Below are 16,526 nucleotides of genomic sequence, written 5' to 3' on the forward strand. Positions count from 1 at the left end.
CCATGAAATTCATGAATTTCCGCAATTATTTGCTGTTTATCGCACCGGCGCTGCTGATCTATCTGCTGTTTTTTGCCGGACCGATCTTCAGCGGCTTGTACTATGGCTTCACCGATTGGAACGGGTTCTCGTTCAAGGCCGACTGGGTCGGACTGGAGAACTTCCGCGAGGCCTTCCGTGATCCGCTGCTGCTGACCGCGCTGAAAAATATGGCGATACTCTCTGCCACGGTCATCGTGCTGCAGCATAGCGCTTCTATCCTGCTGGCCGTACTGCTGGACCAGAAGGTGAAAGGCATTGTGTGGATGCGGGCGGTCATCTTTTTCCCGGTCATTCTGAACACCGTCGTTATTGGTTATGTGTGGAGCTACATGTATGCGCCGATGGTCGGATTTCTGCCGAAGTTTTTTGCCGCAATCGGGCTGGAGGGTCTGGCGGGACTGGATTGGCTCGGTGATCCCGGGTTAGCGATTTATGCAATTGCCTTCGTGATGGTCTGGCAGTATACAGGCTACTCGATGATGATTTATTTGGCTGGACTACAATCCGTATCGGGTGAAATCTATGAGGCTTCAAGCATTGACGGCGCAGGCCCCTGGAATAAGTTCTGGCGGGTGACGCTGCCGCTGCTGATCCCTTCGATTATTGTGAACACCGTTCTGTCGGTAATCGGCTGCATGAAAATGTTCGAGCATGTCTTCATCATGACACAGGGCGGGCCGGCGAACTCGACACAGACCTTCGGTATTATGATCTACCAATATGCCTTCAAAACCTCGCAAATGGGCTACGGTACCGCGATGGCGATGATTCTGTCTGTGATGATTCTGGCCGTGACCTTCGTGCAGATCAAGCTGCTCAGCCGTCTGGAGGTGGCGAATTGACAACAACCCTGCAAAAAACCTCTATCTACACTGTACTGGCGATCGCGCTCATTATTGTGCTTGTGCCCATGGCAGTCATGATCTCTGTCTCACTCCAGACGCCATCGACCATTAATCCGCTCAGTCTTCCGAAAAATCCGCAGTGGGGCAATTATACTGAGGCATTCCGTACCGGCAATCTGCTGCCGTATTTCGGGAACAGCATTCTGGTGCTGGTCATGACGACTGCCGCCGCGATCAGCGTCTCGGTACTGGCCGCATACGGCCTGCATCACGGCAAACGCTACAAATCGGATGTGATGTCGACCTTTTTCCTGATGGGGCTGATTCTTCCGGCCTTTTCCGGGACGATTCCGGCCTTCCTGGTGCTGCGGCAGATTCATCTGCTGAACACGCATATCGGTTTGTCCCTGATCCAGATTGCCTCGGGGCTCGCGCTGCCGATCTTTCTGTACGTGAATTTCTTCAAAACGGTGCCGAGTGAAATTGAAGAGGCTGCACTGGTTGACGGCTGCGGGCCTTGGCGGACGTTTGTCCGGATCATTTTTCCGCTGACGCTGCCCATTACGGCGACCTGCATTATTGTGGTGGCGATCAACTCCTGGAATGATTTCTTTAATCCGCTGGTCTACTTGTCCTCGCCGGAAATGCGGACATTGCCCGTTGGCCTCATGGCCTTCAAAAGCCAATACAATACGAATTGGCCGCAGATGTTCGCCGGAGCCGCGCTTGTGGCGCTGCCCATCATCATGCTGTACTTGTTCGTGCAGCGTTTTATTATCAAAGGTCTGGTAGGCGGTGCTGTTAAAGGATAGAGCGGGTGCAGTACACTAAAACTAAGCCAGAGGTGAGAATGGGTGAAAATGGAAGCTTATAGCTTAATTTCCTATAAAGGATTGGTCGTTTCCTGTCAGGCGCTGGAGGATGAGCCGCTGCATGGCAGCCATCATATGGCTGTCATGGCGAAGGCGGCGAAGCAAGCGGGAGCTGTAGGCATCCGCGCAGGCGGGCTGGAGGATATCCGGGCCATCAAGGAGGCCGTTGGCCTGCCGCTGATCGGACTGGTCAAAATCCGGCATGAAAACAGCGAGGTCTATATTACGCCAACGCTTGAGGATGCCCTTGCCGTACATGCGGCCGGAGCGGACATTGTGGCGATTGACGGCACGGGCCGTCCCCGCCCTGACGGGCGTTCGCTTGCGGACACCATCGCCGGGCTGAAGCGCGCCGGGGCTGCTGTGATGGCGGATATCGCCACCTTTGAGGAAGGTGTGCTGGCCGCAGAGCGGGGCGCGGACTACGTCTCGACAACGCTGTGCGGCTATACCCGCGAAACAGCCGGAACTCCGCTGCCGAATCTCGGTCTGCTGGAACGGCTGACGGCAGTGCTCACCATTCCCGTTGTCGCCGAGGGCGGAATTTGCCAGCCTGAGCAAGCGGCCGAGGCGCTGCGTCTGGGGGCAGCGTTCGTCGTGGTAGGCGCGGCAATTACGCGCCCGCAGTGGATCGCCGCCCGTTACGTTGAAGCGATGCAGGGCGCTGTCGCCGGCGGCAGCGCGGGGGCAGAGGAATGACCCGCTGCTATATAGGAGCGGATATTGGCGGAACGGGCATTAAGGCAGCGGTAATCGATGAGCGTGGCGGTATAATCACCCGCAGCAGCAGACCTACACCCGTGGCCGATGGTGCCAAGGGCATCCTGCTGGCCCTGAAGGGTGTGATATCCGGGCTGCTGGCGGACGGGCCGGAGGTGAGCGGTATTGGCATCGGCACCGCCGGAAGGGTGGACCCGGAGGAAGGTGTCGTGCTGTACGCGACCGATAATCTCCCCGGCTGGACGGGAATGCGTCTTGCGGCGGAGATAGAAGCCGAATTTGCGCTGCCCGCCGCCGTTCAGAACGATGCCAACGCCGCTGCGCTGGGTGAAGGCTGGCTGGGGGCAGCCCTGGGGCTGGCGGATTACGCCATGCTGACGCTGGGCACCGGAGTTGGCGGGGCCCTCGTTCACAAGAATCAGCCGGTATCCGGCAAGCAGGGTGCAGCCGGTGAATTCGGCCATATGGTCCTGTATCCGGGCGGGATTCCCTGCAGCTGCGGGCAATCGGGCTGCACCGAGCATTATCTGTCCGGCCGCGCACTGAACCGCCTGGCGGCTGGCGCAAACGAGGGCTGGGACAGCCGCCGCCTGCTTGCGGCGTTTGCTGCAGGCGACCCGGGCGCGGCTGCGGTTATGGAAGTGTACATGAATGATCTGAGTCTGACTGTACACAATATCCAGTCGTTTTTTGATCCGGGGGCCATTATCCTTGGCGGAGGCGTCGCTGAATCCCATCCGTTATGGTGGGTGGCCTGGCTGGACCGGCTAACAGCCGCGTCGCCGTTGTCTTTTAACGTGCTGCCTGCCAGGCTGGGGAATGAAGCGGGGATCATTGGTGCGGCGCGGATGATTATGATGAGGGAGATGGAGTAGAAGATGCTGCTTGAAGTCATTGCCACCACAGTGAAAGATGCGGTCATTGCCGAGCGTTACGGTGCGGACCGGATCGAGCTGATTACGGGTATCCGTGAAGGCGGACTTACGCCGAGCCTCGGGCTGATTGAGGAGGTACGGGAAGCAGTCCGCATTCCTGTAAGGGTGATGGTAAGGCCGCATGCCCGTTCTTTCCAGTACGAGGAGACCGATGTACAGACGATGCTGCGGGATATCCGCCACATTGCAGCGGTAGGCGGATTGTCCCTGGTTATGGGCATGCTCCGCTCAGACCGGACGGTGGATGAAGAATTGCTTAAGCGGCTGCTGCAGGCTGCGGATGGTATGGATGTTACGTTTCACCGGGCTTATGACGAGGCGCAGGATCAGCTTGCGGCTCTGGAAGTATTGTCGCGTTATCCGCAAATTACCGATATTCTGACCTCCGGCGGGAGGGATACTGCGCCTGAAGGGGCGGAGCGGATTGCCGTGCTTGAGCGTCTATCTGCTGCTTCCCCCATATCTATCCTTGCGGGAAGCGGCTTAACGGCAGAAGGGCTGAGCGATTTTGTCACACGGACCGCAGTAAGCCGGGTGCATTTCGGCTCTGCTGTAAGAGAAGACGGAGATCCGCTGAAGCCGATTGACCCGGCGCGGCTTCAGGCGGTCTGCAGCATTCTGAATTCAGGGAAGAGGTGAGCGCATATGTCAACGTCCAAGCTGCATGAACTGCGCAAGGAGAAGAAGCTGGAGATCAAAAGCACCGTGGAAAATGGTCCGTTCCAGGCCGATTGGGAGTCGCTGCGCGCGTATTCTGTTCCCCGCTGGTATGAGGATGCGAAGTTCGGGATCTTTATCCATTGGGGCGTATACTCCGTGCCAGCCTTCGAAACAGAGTGGTATGCCCGCAACATGTACAGGGAAGGCACCGGGGTGTATGAGCATCATCTTAAGACCTATGGTCCCCCGGACCAGTTCGGCTATAAGGATTTCATTCCGCAGTTCACGGCAGAAAAGTTCGATGCCGAGGAATGGGCGGCCTTGTTCAAACAGGCCGGTGCTGCGTTTGTAGTGCCTGTCGCCGAGCATCATGACGGCTTCGCGATGTATGACTGCCCCTATTCGGAGTGGACTGCCGCCAAAATGGGCCCCAAAAGAGACGTCATCGGCGAGCTGGGTGCAGCGGTCCGGCGTCATTATATGACCTTCGGCGTATCCAGCCACCGTGCGGAGAATTGGTGGTATTACAATGGCGGGCGGCTGCTGCCTTCAGATGTGCAGGACCCGAAATACGCGGACCTGTACGGTCCGGCACAGCCCTGCTACGGTGATCCTGCCTATCCGCTGCCGGTTCTGCCGCCGAATGAGGAGTTTCTGGACGACTGGCTGGTCCGCACCTGCGATCTGATTGACCGTTATGGCCCGCAGCTGCTGTATTTCGACTGGTGGATTGAACAGCCTGTCTTCAAGCCCTACCTTCAAAAGCTGGCCGCTTATTATTACAACAAGGCCGCCGAATGGGGCCAAGGCGCGGTCATCAACTACAAGTTCGATGCCTTTGCGGAAGGGACCGCTGTGTATGATATGGAGCGCGGCCAACTCGCGGATATCAACCCGGAGGTATGGCAGACCTGCACCTCGGTCGGTGAAACCGCCTGGTGCCATATTGCTGACCATACATACAAAACCTCCGGCGCCATTCTGGGCGATCTGGTCGACATCGTCAGCAAAAACGGTGTGATGCTGCTGAATGTCGGGCCGCGCGCGGACGGCACGATTCCCGAAGAAGAACAGAAGCTGCTGCTGGAAGTCGGTGGGTGGCTCGCGGTCAACGGGGAAGCCATCTATGGCACCCGGCCCTGGAAGGTTTACGGAGAGGGCCCGACACAGGTGGTTACCGGCACGTTCAACGATACCAAGCGCAGTCCGTTCACCGCGCAGGATATCCGGTTCACTACCCGTGGCGGGAGTCTGCTCTACGCGGCAGTCATGGGCTGGCCGGAGGGCGGAACCTCAGTAATTGAAACCCTGGGCAGCCGCTCCAAGCTGCTCGCCGGGGAAATTCTGAAGGTGGAGCTGCTGGGCAGTAAGACAGAGCTGAAGTGGAGCCGCGAAGAAGAAGGATTAACTGTCAAGCTGCCGGAGAGTGCGCGGGAACAGGGCATTGTAGTGCTGCGGATTGAGCATGCTGCTCCGGAGACATCTAGATGATACGGTTGAGTCAAAGCTGAGCGAGCCAATAGGCACAGGCTAGTGGCTATATAAGCTCAACTAAAGTGAGTTTATAGGATAATTGTATTTACTGCGATTAAACAGAGCCAATTGAGCTGTTTTGGAAGAGTAAATGTACTTTGTGCAATTAAAAATTGTGAACAGGCCTTATTTAGCTTGAATACGCCTTTTTAATTGTACGGAGTGCAGTTCTATCGTTAATGGCTCCGAAAATGGGCATTTTACCTGCACAAAGTGCAGTTAGGCGGTGACGGACAGCCGTCGTGGCTGGCACAAAGCAGGCTGCCTGTTACACAGCCCTACATGCGGCATAGCTCTGCGTCCGAGCTCAACTATGCTGTCCGCTAAGCAGCTTCGGCAGCAGGGCAAGCAGCCGCTCCCGGGTCAATGCATCTCCGGAGTTCCACTTGGTCCCGTCGAGTTGGTAGGCCTGCCCCTTCCGCACAGCAGGCAGGCTGCTCCAGACCGGGCTCTGCAGCAGCTGCTCCATGGCTGTGCGGGAGTCCTCACGCTCCAGGATGAGCATGAAGACACGGTCACCCGCATAGCTGTGCAGCCTCGCCGGATCAACCTCGGCGAAGCCCAGCTCCTGGTCCAGAATGTCCTGAATCTCCTCGGTCGGCTGCAAGCCGCCAGGAGCATACAGGGCAGTGGAGAGTCCTGACATCCCCATGGCAAACAGATGGTTGCCGTGGTCGTAGAACAAGGCGGACGCGGTTTCACCAGGCCGGAGGATATCACTGTACAGACGCTGCCACATGGCGGCGTTTTTGGCATGGAAGGTTTTCAGCCAGGATTCAGCCTCGCCTCACGCTGCTTGCCCAGCCAGTCTCCAGGATGCGTATACGGCTGTCGAGCGGTGCAAAGGAATCGAAGGTGAGCTTTGGGGCGATAGCTGCGATACGTGTATACAGCTTTTCATCCGCATTCGCGACAATGATCAGATCGGGACTTAACGAATCTGTCAGTTGAGGATTCAGCGGAAATCCCGACATTGGCCCGTTCCGCCAGTTGCTTCACAGTGATGCTGTCCATATAGTGCTTCTGCAAATATTGGATCGTGTTTTCTACGGATTGTGCGGGGCTTGGCTGCTGCCGGGAAGAATAGTTATGCTCAAAAAGCAGCAGCAGCTCCTGAAACCGCAGCTGCTGCCTGAAATGCTGCACATCCTCCTCCTGACAGTCTTTGTTCAGGAGCAGTTCTTCCGCCAGCCGGATCACCCGTGAAAAAGGGTGAACCATGAGTTCACACCTGCCTGGAAGCAGTTCCCCTGTATAGAGTCCGGGACAATCTCCCGTCTGAACGGCTGAAAATGAGAACAGGTAGTAGTACAACGACATCTCCCGGTTATCTGTGCTGTAAGTGTCTCCGGGAGCATAATAATTGTTATTAACAACTTGATAATATCAAAAACATATGCTAAGATATTGTTAATAACAAAATGTTAATAACAAAAAAACGCCAGAACCATTTACAGGAGGTAATGACCATGTTCGGATTCAGATTCGTGAAATTCCAGCCCAGCGAGTATGTACTTAAGGTCAAGAACGGCAAAGTAGTGCGTGAGGGAGTAGGTCTTTCGTTTTATTATTATGTGCCTACGACTTCGGTGGTTGTGGTCCCGGTATCCTCGATTGATGTTCCGTTCATGTTCGAAGAAATTACGAATGACTATCAGACAGTGACTGTCCAGGGGCAGCTGACTTACCGGATTGTCGACTACCGCAAGACCACACAGATCCTCAATTACACCTATAATTTACGCAAAAATACGTACCTGTCCGACGATCCCGGCAAGCTCGCGCAGCGTGTGATCAATATCGCCAAGGTGCTGACGAAAAAGCAGCTGGAGCAGCTGCCGCTGCGCGAAGCGATTCAGTCCAGCGAACGTCTGGCCAAGACCATTACCCAGGAGATTGGACGAAATGAGGAGATCGAGAAGCTGGGCATCGAGCTGATGGGCCTGTCGATTCTGGCCATTGTCCCGAACAAAGAAACGCTGCGCGCCCTGGAGGCACAGGCCAGGGAAGAAATTCTGCGCAGTGCGGACAACGCGCTGTATGAGCGCCGCAATGCTTCCATTGAACAGGAGCGCCGCGTGAAGGAGAACGAGCTGAACACGGAAATTGCCGTAGAGACGAAAAAGAAGCAAATCCGCGAAACCCAGCTGGACGCCGAACGTTCAGTAAAGCAAAAGCAGAATGCGATGAAAGAGGAGCAGCTCAGCTTCGATACAGCGCTTGAAGCGAAGAAGCAGGAGCTGATCGGGCTGACCGTTGCCAACCAGAGAGCCGAAGCGGATGCCAAAGCCTATGAGCTGTCGGCGGTAATGAATTCGCTCCAGGGCGTAGCGCCTGGTGTGCTCCAGGCTCTGGCCAATGTGGGCATGAAGCCGGATAAACTGATTGCGATCGCCTTCCAGGAGCTGGCGGAAAATGCAGGCAAGATCGGACAGCTGAACATTTCGCCGGATCTGCTCCAGGGACTGATGGCCGGTTCAGCCGGAAACGGCGGGAACGCTGCGAGAGGAGGCGGAGGCCGATGAGCACGCGCAGCTCAGAGAACAAAATCATCCTGATCAAGCGCAAGACCCGCCTCGAAGAGCTGGTGGTCCGCTACAATACGATTCAGCAGGCCCAATTCTATATTGAACGGCTGGGAGCGGATTTCAGCGATTATATCAGCGAGGATTTTCATTACCGCAAGGCGGTGGAGAGCGCAGTTATGGAGCTTAGTGCGTTGGGACGGGTACAGCTGCTGGAGCGCCAGCATGTGCCGAACTTTATTTTTGGAGACCAGGATACCGTAGTTGTGCTGGGGCAGGACGGGCTTGTAGCGAATACGCTAAAATACCTGCACGAGCAGCCGCTGATCGGGGTCAATCCCGATCCGCAGCGCTGGGATGGCGTGCTGCTGCCGTTCACCGTCAAGGATCTCCGGCATTTGGTGCCGGAGGTGTTCCGGGGGCAGCGCCAGGTGCGCGAGGTCACGCTTGCCAAAGCGCAGCTTAACGACGGGCAGAGCCTCTATGGCGTCAACGATCTGTTCGTCGGCCGCAAAACCCATGTCTCGGCCCGCTATCAGGTGGAGCTGAACGGTGTCACTGAGCAGCAGTCCTCCAGCGGCATCATCATCTCCACCGGGATGGGCTCCACCGGCTGGCTCAAAAGCGTGCTCGCCGGAGCCATGGGGATTGCCCGCAGCGCGGCGCAGCTGCAGATGGACGGGGCTGCAGCCGGCGGAGCGCGGGCAGCAGGTGTTGCCGAAGCCGCCGGAATAGAGCAGCGGCTTCCATGGGATCACCCGAACCTGTACTTTACGGTTCGGGAGCCTTTTCCCAGCCGGACCACTTCAGCCGGGCTGGTTTTTGGACAGATCAGTGGCCGGGCCCCGCTGAAGATCACCTCGCAAATGCCGGAGGACGGAGTCATCTTCAGCGACGGCGTCGAGAGCGACTTCCTGGAGTTCAACTCCGGTGTTGAGGCGACCATAACACTCGGCGAAAAGCGCGGACGGCTGGTGGTATGAACCCGGCATGCAGCAGAAAACGGGCTTGTCCCGGTGCCGCCCGGATAAGGGAAAGGGTTCCCCGCCAGCCAAAAGCGGCTGCTGGGAACCCTAAGCTGAAAAATCTTAAGTTCTATCTATATAGCTATTACTGAAAGCTGCGTCCCTGGTTCATGGAAGAACCATAGGATTGGCCTGAAGAGAGTGGAGAATGCATCTGCTGTGAACTAAAGGATGAATTGAGCGGGCTGTGCATCATTTGTGATGGTTGCTGGCTGAAGGAAGAATTGTAGGCTGGGTTGAAGGATGGGCTGAAGGATGGATTAAATCCTTGTGATCCTGTGCTGAATCCTTGAACCCCGGTGCCGAAGCTGGAAGTCTGGGCAGTCTGCTCCACCTGTCTAACCAACTGGGATGCATGCTGCAGCTGCTGTACAGCTGTCTGATGACCCTGCAGGGCCTGTTGGATCATTTGGCTGGCTTTGCGTTCACGGTCTGCCAATTCTTCAAGCTTAGCGACATTCTGCTGTTCCTGTTGAAGAAGCTGCTGATAGTTTTGGCTGGCCTGTTGTGTCTGGGAGATCAGCTGCTGAATAATTTGTTCACACTGGCTGACCTGGCTGGAAATGTTTGAATTCAAAGTGATTGCCTCCTTGGCAGGTTTTGTTTTGTAATGCGATGTTATTATCTGTGATGAAAGTACGGTTTATTCATGGTTGTTGTCCAGGGACGAGCTGATCAAGAAAGGTACTGGCTGCCCAGCAACTTTTGAGGGTTCTTATCGTCTATGTAGAAAAAGCTTTCCATAAAGACCCATAACCTGAAGGAGGAGCAGCATGAATCTGCACGATTTTTTAGCTAGACCGAGGACATTTTGGAGACGCAGCATCACGGTCACGCTTGCGTTTATGCTTCTGTTTACGTTTTGTTTCACAGGAGCGGCCGCAGCGTCGTCGTCAGCCTCGGATCTGATTATTGTGAACAAAAAAACGAACACGCTGGGCTATTTCAGCAGCGGCAAGCTGGTCCGGACTTTTCCGGTTGCCACAGGCAAATCCAAGAGCCTCACGCCTGAAGGCAGCTTCAAAATTGTCGTCAAAATCAAAAACAGGCCTTATTATAAGGAGCATATCCCCGGAGGCGATCCGTCCAACCCGCTGGGAGACCGTTGGCTGGGACTGGAAGTGAACGGTACAAAGGGCACAACGTACGCGATCCACGGCAATAATAACGAATCTTCCATCGGAAAATATGTCAGTGCCGGCTGTATCCGGATGCATAACGATGATATCCACTGGCTGTACCCGCAGATTGCCAAGAATACAACTGTGGTTATTACCTCTTCCACACTCAGTCTGGAGAGCATTGCTGTGAAAAGCGGCTATTCTATCGGGTCCACAACGTTCGCAGGCACCTTCATTATTAATGGTAAGCCTTCGAAGCTGAAGAATGATTTCGTCCTGGTGAATTCCCGTGTTTTTGTTCCGCTGAGAGAAACCGTAGCTTTACTGGGGGGGACACTTACGCAGGAAGCCGGAACCGGCGCGCTGGTAATCACTATAGGCAACCGGACCGTAACGCATAAACCGCTGACCGCCAAAGCTGTGGTTCAGGGTGCAACGATATCCATGACCGCGTCCAAAAATGTGAACAACCGTCTGTATCTGCCGCTGGGCAGCCTAACAGAGCTGTTTGGTCTTTCATTCAAATGGAGCAAGCAGGAGGCCACCGTCACTTTTTAAGGCGGATTTTCAGCTTCGGTTCGGCAGGAATTACAGGATAAATATTGAAGATAAAAGGATACGGACCCCTAGAGGGACATAACGAATGAAGGAGCGAAACCTTTTATGCCCGCTTTAGCTTACCGCAGCTTGAAGCCGGAGGACCTGGAAGCCATCTGTGGCTTCGTGCGAAATCCGGAAGAGCTGTTCTACGCCGGCCCCAAATTCCAGTATCCGCTCACACCGGAGCAGATTTTGCATGGACTAGAGAACCGGTACAGCCCAACCGTAGTTATATCGGACAGCAATTCTGAACCGCTGGCGTATGCAAATTTGTATGATAAGGACGAAGATTCCCGGAGCTGCTGGCTGGGAAATGTCATGGTCAGTCCTGAATACAGAAGCACAGGCGCTGCGGCCTATCTGATCAATACAATGATGAATGAGGCGAAGTTTACGCACGGGCTTCAGAGCCTGAAGCTGTACTGCCACAATACCAATACCAGAGCCCTGCTGTTATATTGCAAAAACGGCTTTAACCCATGCGGGTATAAGATAGTGTTTAATCAGATGGGCGAGAAAATAGCAGCGATAGAGATGCAGCGTCCGCTGTGAAAAAAAGTGGAAGGTGAGCAAAATCCGAATTCGAATCATAGGCGGCTGCGGGAGCGGGAAATCCTATACGGCCAGAGAATTATCCAAGCGTTATGGCATCCCTTACTTTGAAACGGATAATGGTTCAGCCTGTACAGCGATTCCGTTGAAACCGGAGACGGCGTTCCTGTGCAGACGGAGGGGGAGGGAAGTATGGGCAAGCTGGCAACGTTTGTGCTGGAACTGCTGCGGATGTGTCTTTTGCTGATAATAACGATAGGCCTTCTGGGCGGTCTGGAAGATGCTATATTTAAGCTGTTGTATGGCTGGACAATATATCCCGGGAGCGCTGTGGTGGGGAATATTATTCTATTTTTTGTGCTGTACCGTAACTATTGGCAGTTCAGGGGCTGGTTCGAGTCAGACAAAAATCAGAGACTGGAACAGCATTTGACGCGCAGCTTGATCGGTCTTTCTCTGCTGCTGATTCTGCTTCCGTTTGCTGTACCGCTGCTAAAGTAATTAACGTTGGGAGACTTTAACTAAAACAGTTCTTGACCTTGATTCTGCCTGTGGCATTGACTATGCTGTAAGCATTAGTACATTTCGGACAAATACGGAGGTTCACCGGATCGATGAATAACTAACACGTTTCCTGCTCAAAAGACCATTAACTAGTGATGTGCTTATGCACAAGCCACGGGACGCCTTTTTTGGGGCGTACGGTCAGGGGATACGTGTGTCGATCGGGGACTTTACGATGCTTATTACAGATGAACGCGGCCTACAGTTGACGGCTTGCCCTGCCATTACGCGGGCAGTGCAGTCCACGGTGCTGTTTTCATGGCATCTTTTCCTCTTTCATACATGCTCTGCCGCAGGCCGCTGGCTGCGGTTTTTTTGTATTTACATGGAAGCGGAGGAATGGATATGACCTTAATCAAAGTTAAAAATATACGCAAAGAATGGAACGGCATCCCGCTGTTCGCGAATGTCTCTTTTGAAATTGCGGAGGGAGAGCGCGCGCTGCTCTTCGGGCGCAACGGGATCGGCAAGACGACATTGCTGCAGGGGCTGCTTGGACGGCATCCTTTTGACGAAGGCAGCGTCTATTACGGTCTGCCGCCGGAGGAGTGGGGCGTGCTGGACCAGCAGCTGGAGCTTCAGTCAGATATGAGCGCACTGGATTATGTATTGTCCGGTTCGCCTGAGCTGGATGACCTCAAGTGCAAAATAGAGCGGCTTGGGCGGCTGCTCCAGGAAGCAGACGGTGGGGATGAAGCACTTGTAGCCGAATACGGAGAGGTCTACGAGCGCTATCTGCAGCTGGACGGATACGGCTGGGAGGCCAAGGCAGAGAAATGCCTTAGTCAGCTGATGCTCGATGCTGCGGTATGGAACCTGCCTTACCGCCAGCTCAGCGGAGGGCAGAAGACAAGAGTTCAACTCGCTGCTTTGCTGGCCCGTCAGCCGAAGCTGCTGGTGCTGGATGAGCCGACGAACCATCTGGATGAGGAAACGATGGCTTGGCTGGAGGAGTGGGTGCGGGATTATCCAGGAACGGTGTTCTATGTTTCCCATGACCGCACTTTTATTGAACGGACAGCGACGGCAGTGCTTGAGCTGGGCCCTCAAGGCTGCCGCCGCTATCCCGGAGCTTACACGAAGTACCGGGAGCAAAAGGAAATAGAGGCGCGGACGCTGGCGGTGCAGTACAGGAAGCAGGAGCTGGAGAAGGAAAAGCTGCTGGAGAGCATCCGGCGGTACGCCGAATGGTTCCAGCAGGCTCACCGGGCCGCCGGCCAGAACGATTTCCGGCGCGCGAAAGCGAAGAAGAACGTCTCCCGGCTCCATGCCAAGGAAGCGAGTCTGGAGCGCCTGGAGCTGAACCGGGTGGAGCGGCCCCAGGCCGCGCCACAGCTAAGCATGAAATTGGAAGGTGAAGTTTTCCGGGGGGATGCTCTTCTGGATATGAGTGGTGTTCGTTATGCTTACGGCGGAGGTGCTGCACTGCTGGAGAACTTCAATCTGACTTTGCGGCGCGGGGACCGGCTCGCGGTGCTGGGACCGAACGGTGCCGGAAAGTCCACGCTGCTGAAGCTGATCGCCGGCTTGCTGGCACCTGACCGCGGCGAAATTCGCAGGCATCCCCGCACGCGGGTGGGTTATTTTGCCCAGGAGCTGGATAATCTGCCTCTGTCTTCAACCATTCTGGACAGTTTGCTGGAACTGCCGGGCATGACCCAGACGGAGGCGCGGACCATTCTCGGCTGCTTCATGTTCCGCAGGGAGGATGTGTTCAAGCGGATCGGTGATTTAAGCCTTGGAGAGAAATGCCGGGTGGCTTTCCTCCGGCTGTATTTTGGACGTGCCAACCTGCTGGTGCTGGATGAACCGACCAACTATTTGGATATCGACACCCGGGAACGGGTTGAGGAAGCACTCGCCGCCTATCCCGGCGGACTCGTTATCGTCTCGCATGACCGGTACCTTCATGCTGCAGTAGCCAACCGTCTGCTCCTGCTGGAACGGGGAAGCAGGCCCCGGCTGTTTCCGGGGACTTACGAAGAGTATGCTGCCAAGGAGCGCAGCCTTATGCTTACACCGGATGAGCAATCGCGGGAAGGAGAACTGCAGCTGCTGGAGCTGCGGCTGGCCCGGCTGATGCACAGTGAACCCAGGGAGACGGAGGAGGAGGACCGGGAGCTGATGGCCGAAATTGTTGAGCTGCGGCAAACCATTCAACGGCTGCAATAGACCCCACCCGCTTCGTGGGTGCAGAAAGTGAAAAGAAACCAAAAAATTACAGCTTGGGTAGAGGATCATGTCCTATTTTGGCGAAATCAATAAGGGAAAAGCCAATATATGAGGGAGGCACTCTCAAATGAAGAAAAAGGGAATTCGAATCATAGTACTGCTGCTGCTTCTGTTCAGTATGGCCGTACCGGTACAGTCCACTTCGGCGGCGTCCAAAAGCATAAAGGTCAAAGTTACCCTGGTCAGTGCAGAACTGACCGAAAACAATCATGTGGGCAATGAATGGTACACCACGGCGTATATTAACGGCAAAGAGATCAGCGAAGGCTCATCCGTGGTTCTGGACCTGAAATCAACAGAAAGCGTGAAGCTGAAGGCCTACGCGGAAGAGCAGGATAAGATCCCGGAATCCGCCACAGCTACTGCTTCTATCAAAGCCTCAGCAGTGACCAAAACCATCAACAAAGCCGTGGAAGTGACTGTAGTCGAAAACCGGGGGCGGTATTCCGGAAATACGGCGACATGGACGTTTACTTTTAAAGTGCAGAAGCAGTGAGTATGGCAAAGACGGATGCAGAGGCGTTAATATACGAGGAGAAATATGATGGTAAAACAGGAGTTTAGAATAGAGGGGATCCCCGCAATTTTGTGGGGAGACCAGTCAGACAAGCTGTTTGTGGCTATCCACGGCAATATGTCAAACAAAGCAGATGATGCGATTGTTATATTTGCCGGGGAAGCAGTAAGACGAGGGTATCAAGTAATCAGTTTTGATTTACCCGAACACGGTGACCGCAAAGAAGAAGCCTACAGCTGCAAAGTCCAAAATTGTGTTCATGATCTGGATGTAATCATGCGTTATGCACAAAGGCTATCGGATGATATAAGTATTTTTGCGTGCAGCATGGGGGTGTATTTCAGCTTGCTTGCTTATCGTGACCTGCCGCTTAAACAGTGTCTGTTCTTATCTCCGGTGCTGGACATGAAAAGAATTATTGAAAATATGATGGCATGGTTCGGCATAAGTGAGGACAGATTAAAGGCTGAACAAGAAGTTGCTACACCCGTTGGGCAGACACTCTATTGGGATTATTACTGCTATGTTAACTCCCATCCGGTTGACGCTTGGCATAAGCCGACTTCCATTCTTTATGGCTCTGACGATAACTTGTGCGAGTTTGACGTTGTATCTGCGTTTGCCAGCCGCTTTCATTGCGGACTGAAGGTGATGGAGCAGGGGGAACATTATTTTCACACCAAAGAGCAGCTGCAATTTTTCCGGCAGTGGCTGAAGGAACAGATTGGGTAATGTGTTTATGCGTTCAATTGCTATTGACTGTTCCCTTGGGGATTACCTTATATTTTGAAAGGAGGTGTTTTGGATGAGAATAAGTACGGTTATGGATATTACGGGCCTTACCAAAAAAGCAATAAACTATTATGAGGAAGAAGGCTTAATAAGTCCTCCTGTTAATCCTGAAAATAATTATCGGGAGTATTCTGAAAGTGATGCCGATCGATTGGTGCAAATCTCAATTTTGAGACAATTTGATGTGCCCCTTAAAGATATTAAAGCAATAATTTCGAACCCTCAAATGCTAAAAGATAATTTAGAACAGCATCTGGCAAGACTGGACAGCGAGGCTAGAAGACTTGAAAAAAGTAGAAATGTTCTTCGGTCATGCTTAAACGGTTTGGATTCGGATGAGATTGGACTTCCACAATTAACAAAAAAACTATCGGTTTTGAATAAATCCCTTGAGTTGGATGAGCGAAGCAGAGAGGGCTTTATGAAAAAGCAGTTAGAGCGTATATTTCCAGGGAACTTTGGCAGAATGTTGACCATGCAATTCAGTTCTTTCTTAAATGAACCTATAGATACGCCAGAAAAAGAGGAAGCTTGGTTTTCTATAGTAAAATTTTTAGATGAAGTTGAAGTGATAAATTATCCCCAAGAAGTGGTAGGGATATACGAAGAACTGACCAATGAAGATATTGAAAAATATGAAAGTTATATTAATCAGAATGTAGAGAAGTGGCTTAACATGACGGACGTAGGATTAATAAACGAAAAAGAAAAAATTTCCGAATACATTAATCGGGTTAACCTCGATGCTGATTTGCGTGCAGCCTATAAAAGAATGTCAAATTTATCGGAAGGTATGAAGGGAATAATGAGTGATATTGGGTACTATGATAAGTTTGTTGGAAATCTAAAAGTTTTAAGTAAAACTTATTTTATGTACTGTGCAAAGATGGAGGAATTTAATAAATTTTCAAACTTATCAAATATTAAAGTGGATGATGAAGGAAAGATAACTATCGCTGAATAAATGGCCCGTTAAGGCAAAATATCCCTG

Annotated in this window: 18 protein-coding genes; 15 read left to right on the forward strand and 3 right to left on the reverse strand. The window is 53.3% G+C overall.

Annotated elements, in window-relative coordinates; all coding sequences use genetic code 11:
• The first annotated feature begins 2 nt into the window (after positions 1 to 2).
• Genes PRIO_RS06625 through PRIO_RS06650 form a run of 6 tightly spaced genes read left to right on the forward strand, consistent with a single transcriptional unit; the run spans position 3 to position 5,565 of the window.
• Entirely contained in the window at positions 3 to 884 is an 882-nt protein-coding gene (locus PRIO_RS06625; RefSeq protein ID WP_020429818.1) for a carbohydrate ABC transporter permease, read from the forward strand.
• The gene (locus PRIO_RS06630; protein ID WP_020429821.1) at positions 881 to 1,699 is read left to right on the forward strand and encodes a carbohydrate ABC transporter permease; all 819 of its coding nucleotides are present in this window, start codon (positions 881 to 883) and stop codon (positions 1,697 to 1,699) included. The genes PRIO_RS06625 and PRIO_RS06630 overlap by 4 nt, the downstream gene beginning before the upstream one ends.
• A gap of 48 nt (positions 1,700 to 1,747) precedes the next feature.
• Positions 1,748 to 2,458: an N-acetylmannosamine-6-phosphate 2-epimerase gene (locus PRIO_RS06635; protein WP_020429825.1), complete on the forward strand. Its 711-nt coding sequence runs from the start codon at positions 1,748 to 1,750 to the stop codon at positions 2,456 to 2,458.
• Positions 2,455 to 3,354, forward strand: a complete 900-nt coding sequence (locus tag PRIO_RS06640; protein WP_046501571.1) for an ROK family protein — start codon at positions 2,455 to 2,457, stop codon at positions 3,352 to 3,354. The genes PRIO_RS06635 and PRIO_RS06640 overlap by 4 nt, the downstream gene beginning before the upstream one ends.
• Positions 3,355 to 3,357: 3 nt before the next feature.
• Entirely contained in the window at positions 3,358 to 4,053 is a 696-nt protein-coding gene (locus tag PRIO_RS06645; protein WP_020429833.1) for a copper homeostasis protein CutC, read from the forward strand.
• Between the two features lie 6 nt (positions 4,054 to 4,059).
• Entirely contained in the window at positions 4,060 to 5,565 is a 1,506-nt protein-coding gene (locus PRIO_RS06650; protein ID WP_020429835.1) for an alpha-L-fucosidase, read from the forward strand.
• A gap of 349 nt (positions 5,566 to 5,914) precedes the next feature.
• Here PRIO_RS06650 and PRIO_RS06655 read toward each other — a convergent pair whose 3' ends face one another.
• Positions 5,915 to 6,346 carry a TroA family protein gene (locus PRIO_RS06655; RefSeq protein ID WP_039789547.1) on the reverse strand — a complete coding sequence of 144 codons (432 nt, stop codon included), beginning with the start codon at positions 6,344 to 6,346 and terminating at the stop codon, positions 5,915 to 5,917.
• A gap of 158 nt (positions 6,347 to 6,504) precedes the next feature.
• Positions 6,505 to 6,828, reverse strand: coding sequence for a hypothetical protein (locus PRIO_RS06660; protein WP_039789550.1), 324 nt, complete (start codon positions 6,826 to 6,828; stop codon positions 6,505 to 6,507).
• Between the two features lie 248 nt (positions 6,829 to 7,076).
• Here PRIO_RS06660 and PRIO_RS06665 point away from each other — a divergent pair, with 248 nt between their 5' ends.
• Together PRIO_RS06665 and PRIO_RS06670 are read left to right on the forward strand one after the other, a co-directional pair.
• Positions 7,077 to 8,132 (forward strand): SPFH domain-containing protein, encoded by a 1,056-nt coding sequence (locus PRIO_RS06665; RefSeq protein ID WP_020429837.1) that lies wholly within the window; start codon positions 7,077 to 7,079, stop codon positions 8,130 to 8,132.
• A complete protein-coding gene (locus tag PRIO_RS06670; protein ID WP_020429839.1) occupies positions 8,129 to 9,115 on the forward strand; it encodes a diacylglycerol kinase catalytic domain-containing protein in 987 nt (328 codons plus the stop codon). The genes PRIO_RS06665 and PRIO_RS06670 overlap by 4 nt, the downstream gene beginning before the upstream one ends.
• Positions 9,116 to 9,242: 127 nt before the next feature.
• On the opposite strand, the gene PRIO_RS37430 is transcribed toward PRIO_RS06670, so the two are convergent.
• On the reverse strand, positions 9,243 to 9,734 hold the full coding sequence (locus PRIO_RS37430; protein WP_020429842.1) for a hypothetical protein: 492 nt from the start codon (positions 9,732 to 9,734) through the stop codon (positions 9,243 to 9,245).
• 196 nt (positions 9,735 to 9,930) lie between these two features.
• Here PRIO_RS37430 and PRIO_RS06680 point away from each other — a divergent pair, with 196 nt between their 5' ends.
• The 7 genes from PRIO_RS06680 (at position 9,931) to PRIO_RS33735 (ending at position 16,499) form a co-directional block, all read left to right on the forward strand.
• The gene (locus PRIO_RS06680) at positions 9,931 to 10,836 is read left to right on the forward strand and encodes a L,D-transpeptidase family protein (RefSeq protein ID WP_020429843.1); all 906 of its coding nucleotides are present in this window, start codon (positions 9,931 to 9,933) and stop codon (positions 10,834 to 10,836) included.
• A gap of 105 nt (positions 10,837 to 10,941) precedes the next feature.
• Entirely contained in the window at positions 10,942 to 11,430 is a 489-nt protein-coding gene (locus PRIO_RS06685; RefSeq protein ID WP_020429845.1) for a GNAT family N-acetyltransferase, read from the forward strand.
• Between the two features lie 192 nt (positions 11,431 to 11,622).
• A complete protein-coding gene (locus PRIO_RS06690) occupies positions 11,623 to 11,931 on the forward strand; it encodes a hypothetical protein (RefSeq protein ID WP_020429848.1) in 309 nt (102 codons plus the stop codon).
• A gap of 408 nt (positions 11,932 to 12,339) precedes the next feature.
• A complete protein-coding gene (gene abc-f, locus PRIO_RS06700) occupies positions 12,340 to 14,166 on the forward strand; it encodes a ribosomal protection-like ABC-F family protein (protein WP_020429849.1) in 1,827 nt (608 codons plus the stop codon).
• Between the two features lie 127 nt (positions 14,167 to 14,293).
• Positions 14,294 to 14,722, forward strand: a complete 429-nt coding sequence (locus tag PRIO_RS06705) for a hypothetical protein (RefSeq protein WP_020429850.1) — start codon at positions 14,294 to 14,296, stop codon at positions 14,720 to 14,722.
• 48 nt (positions 14,723 to 14,770) lie between these two features.
• Complete coding sequence (locus tag PRIO_RS06710) at positions 14,771 to 15,475, forward strand: alpha/beta hydrolase (protein WP_020429851.1); 705 nt, start codon at positions 14,771 to 14,773, stop codon at positions 15,473 to 15,475.
• 73 nt (positions 15,476 to 15,548) lie between these two features.
• A complete protein-coding gene (locus PRIO_RS33735; protein WP_052741419.1) occupies positions 15,549 to 16,499 on the forward strand; it encodes a MerR family transcriptional regulator in 951 nt (316 codons plus the stop codon).
• Positions 16,500 to 16,526: the final 27 nt, after the last annotated feature.

This window comes from Paenibacillus riograndensis SBR5 (assembly GCF_000981585.1).
GTDB lineage: Bacteria > Bacillota > Bacilli > Paenibacillales > Paenibacillaceae > Paenibacillus_AQ > Paenibacillus_AQ riograndensis.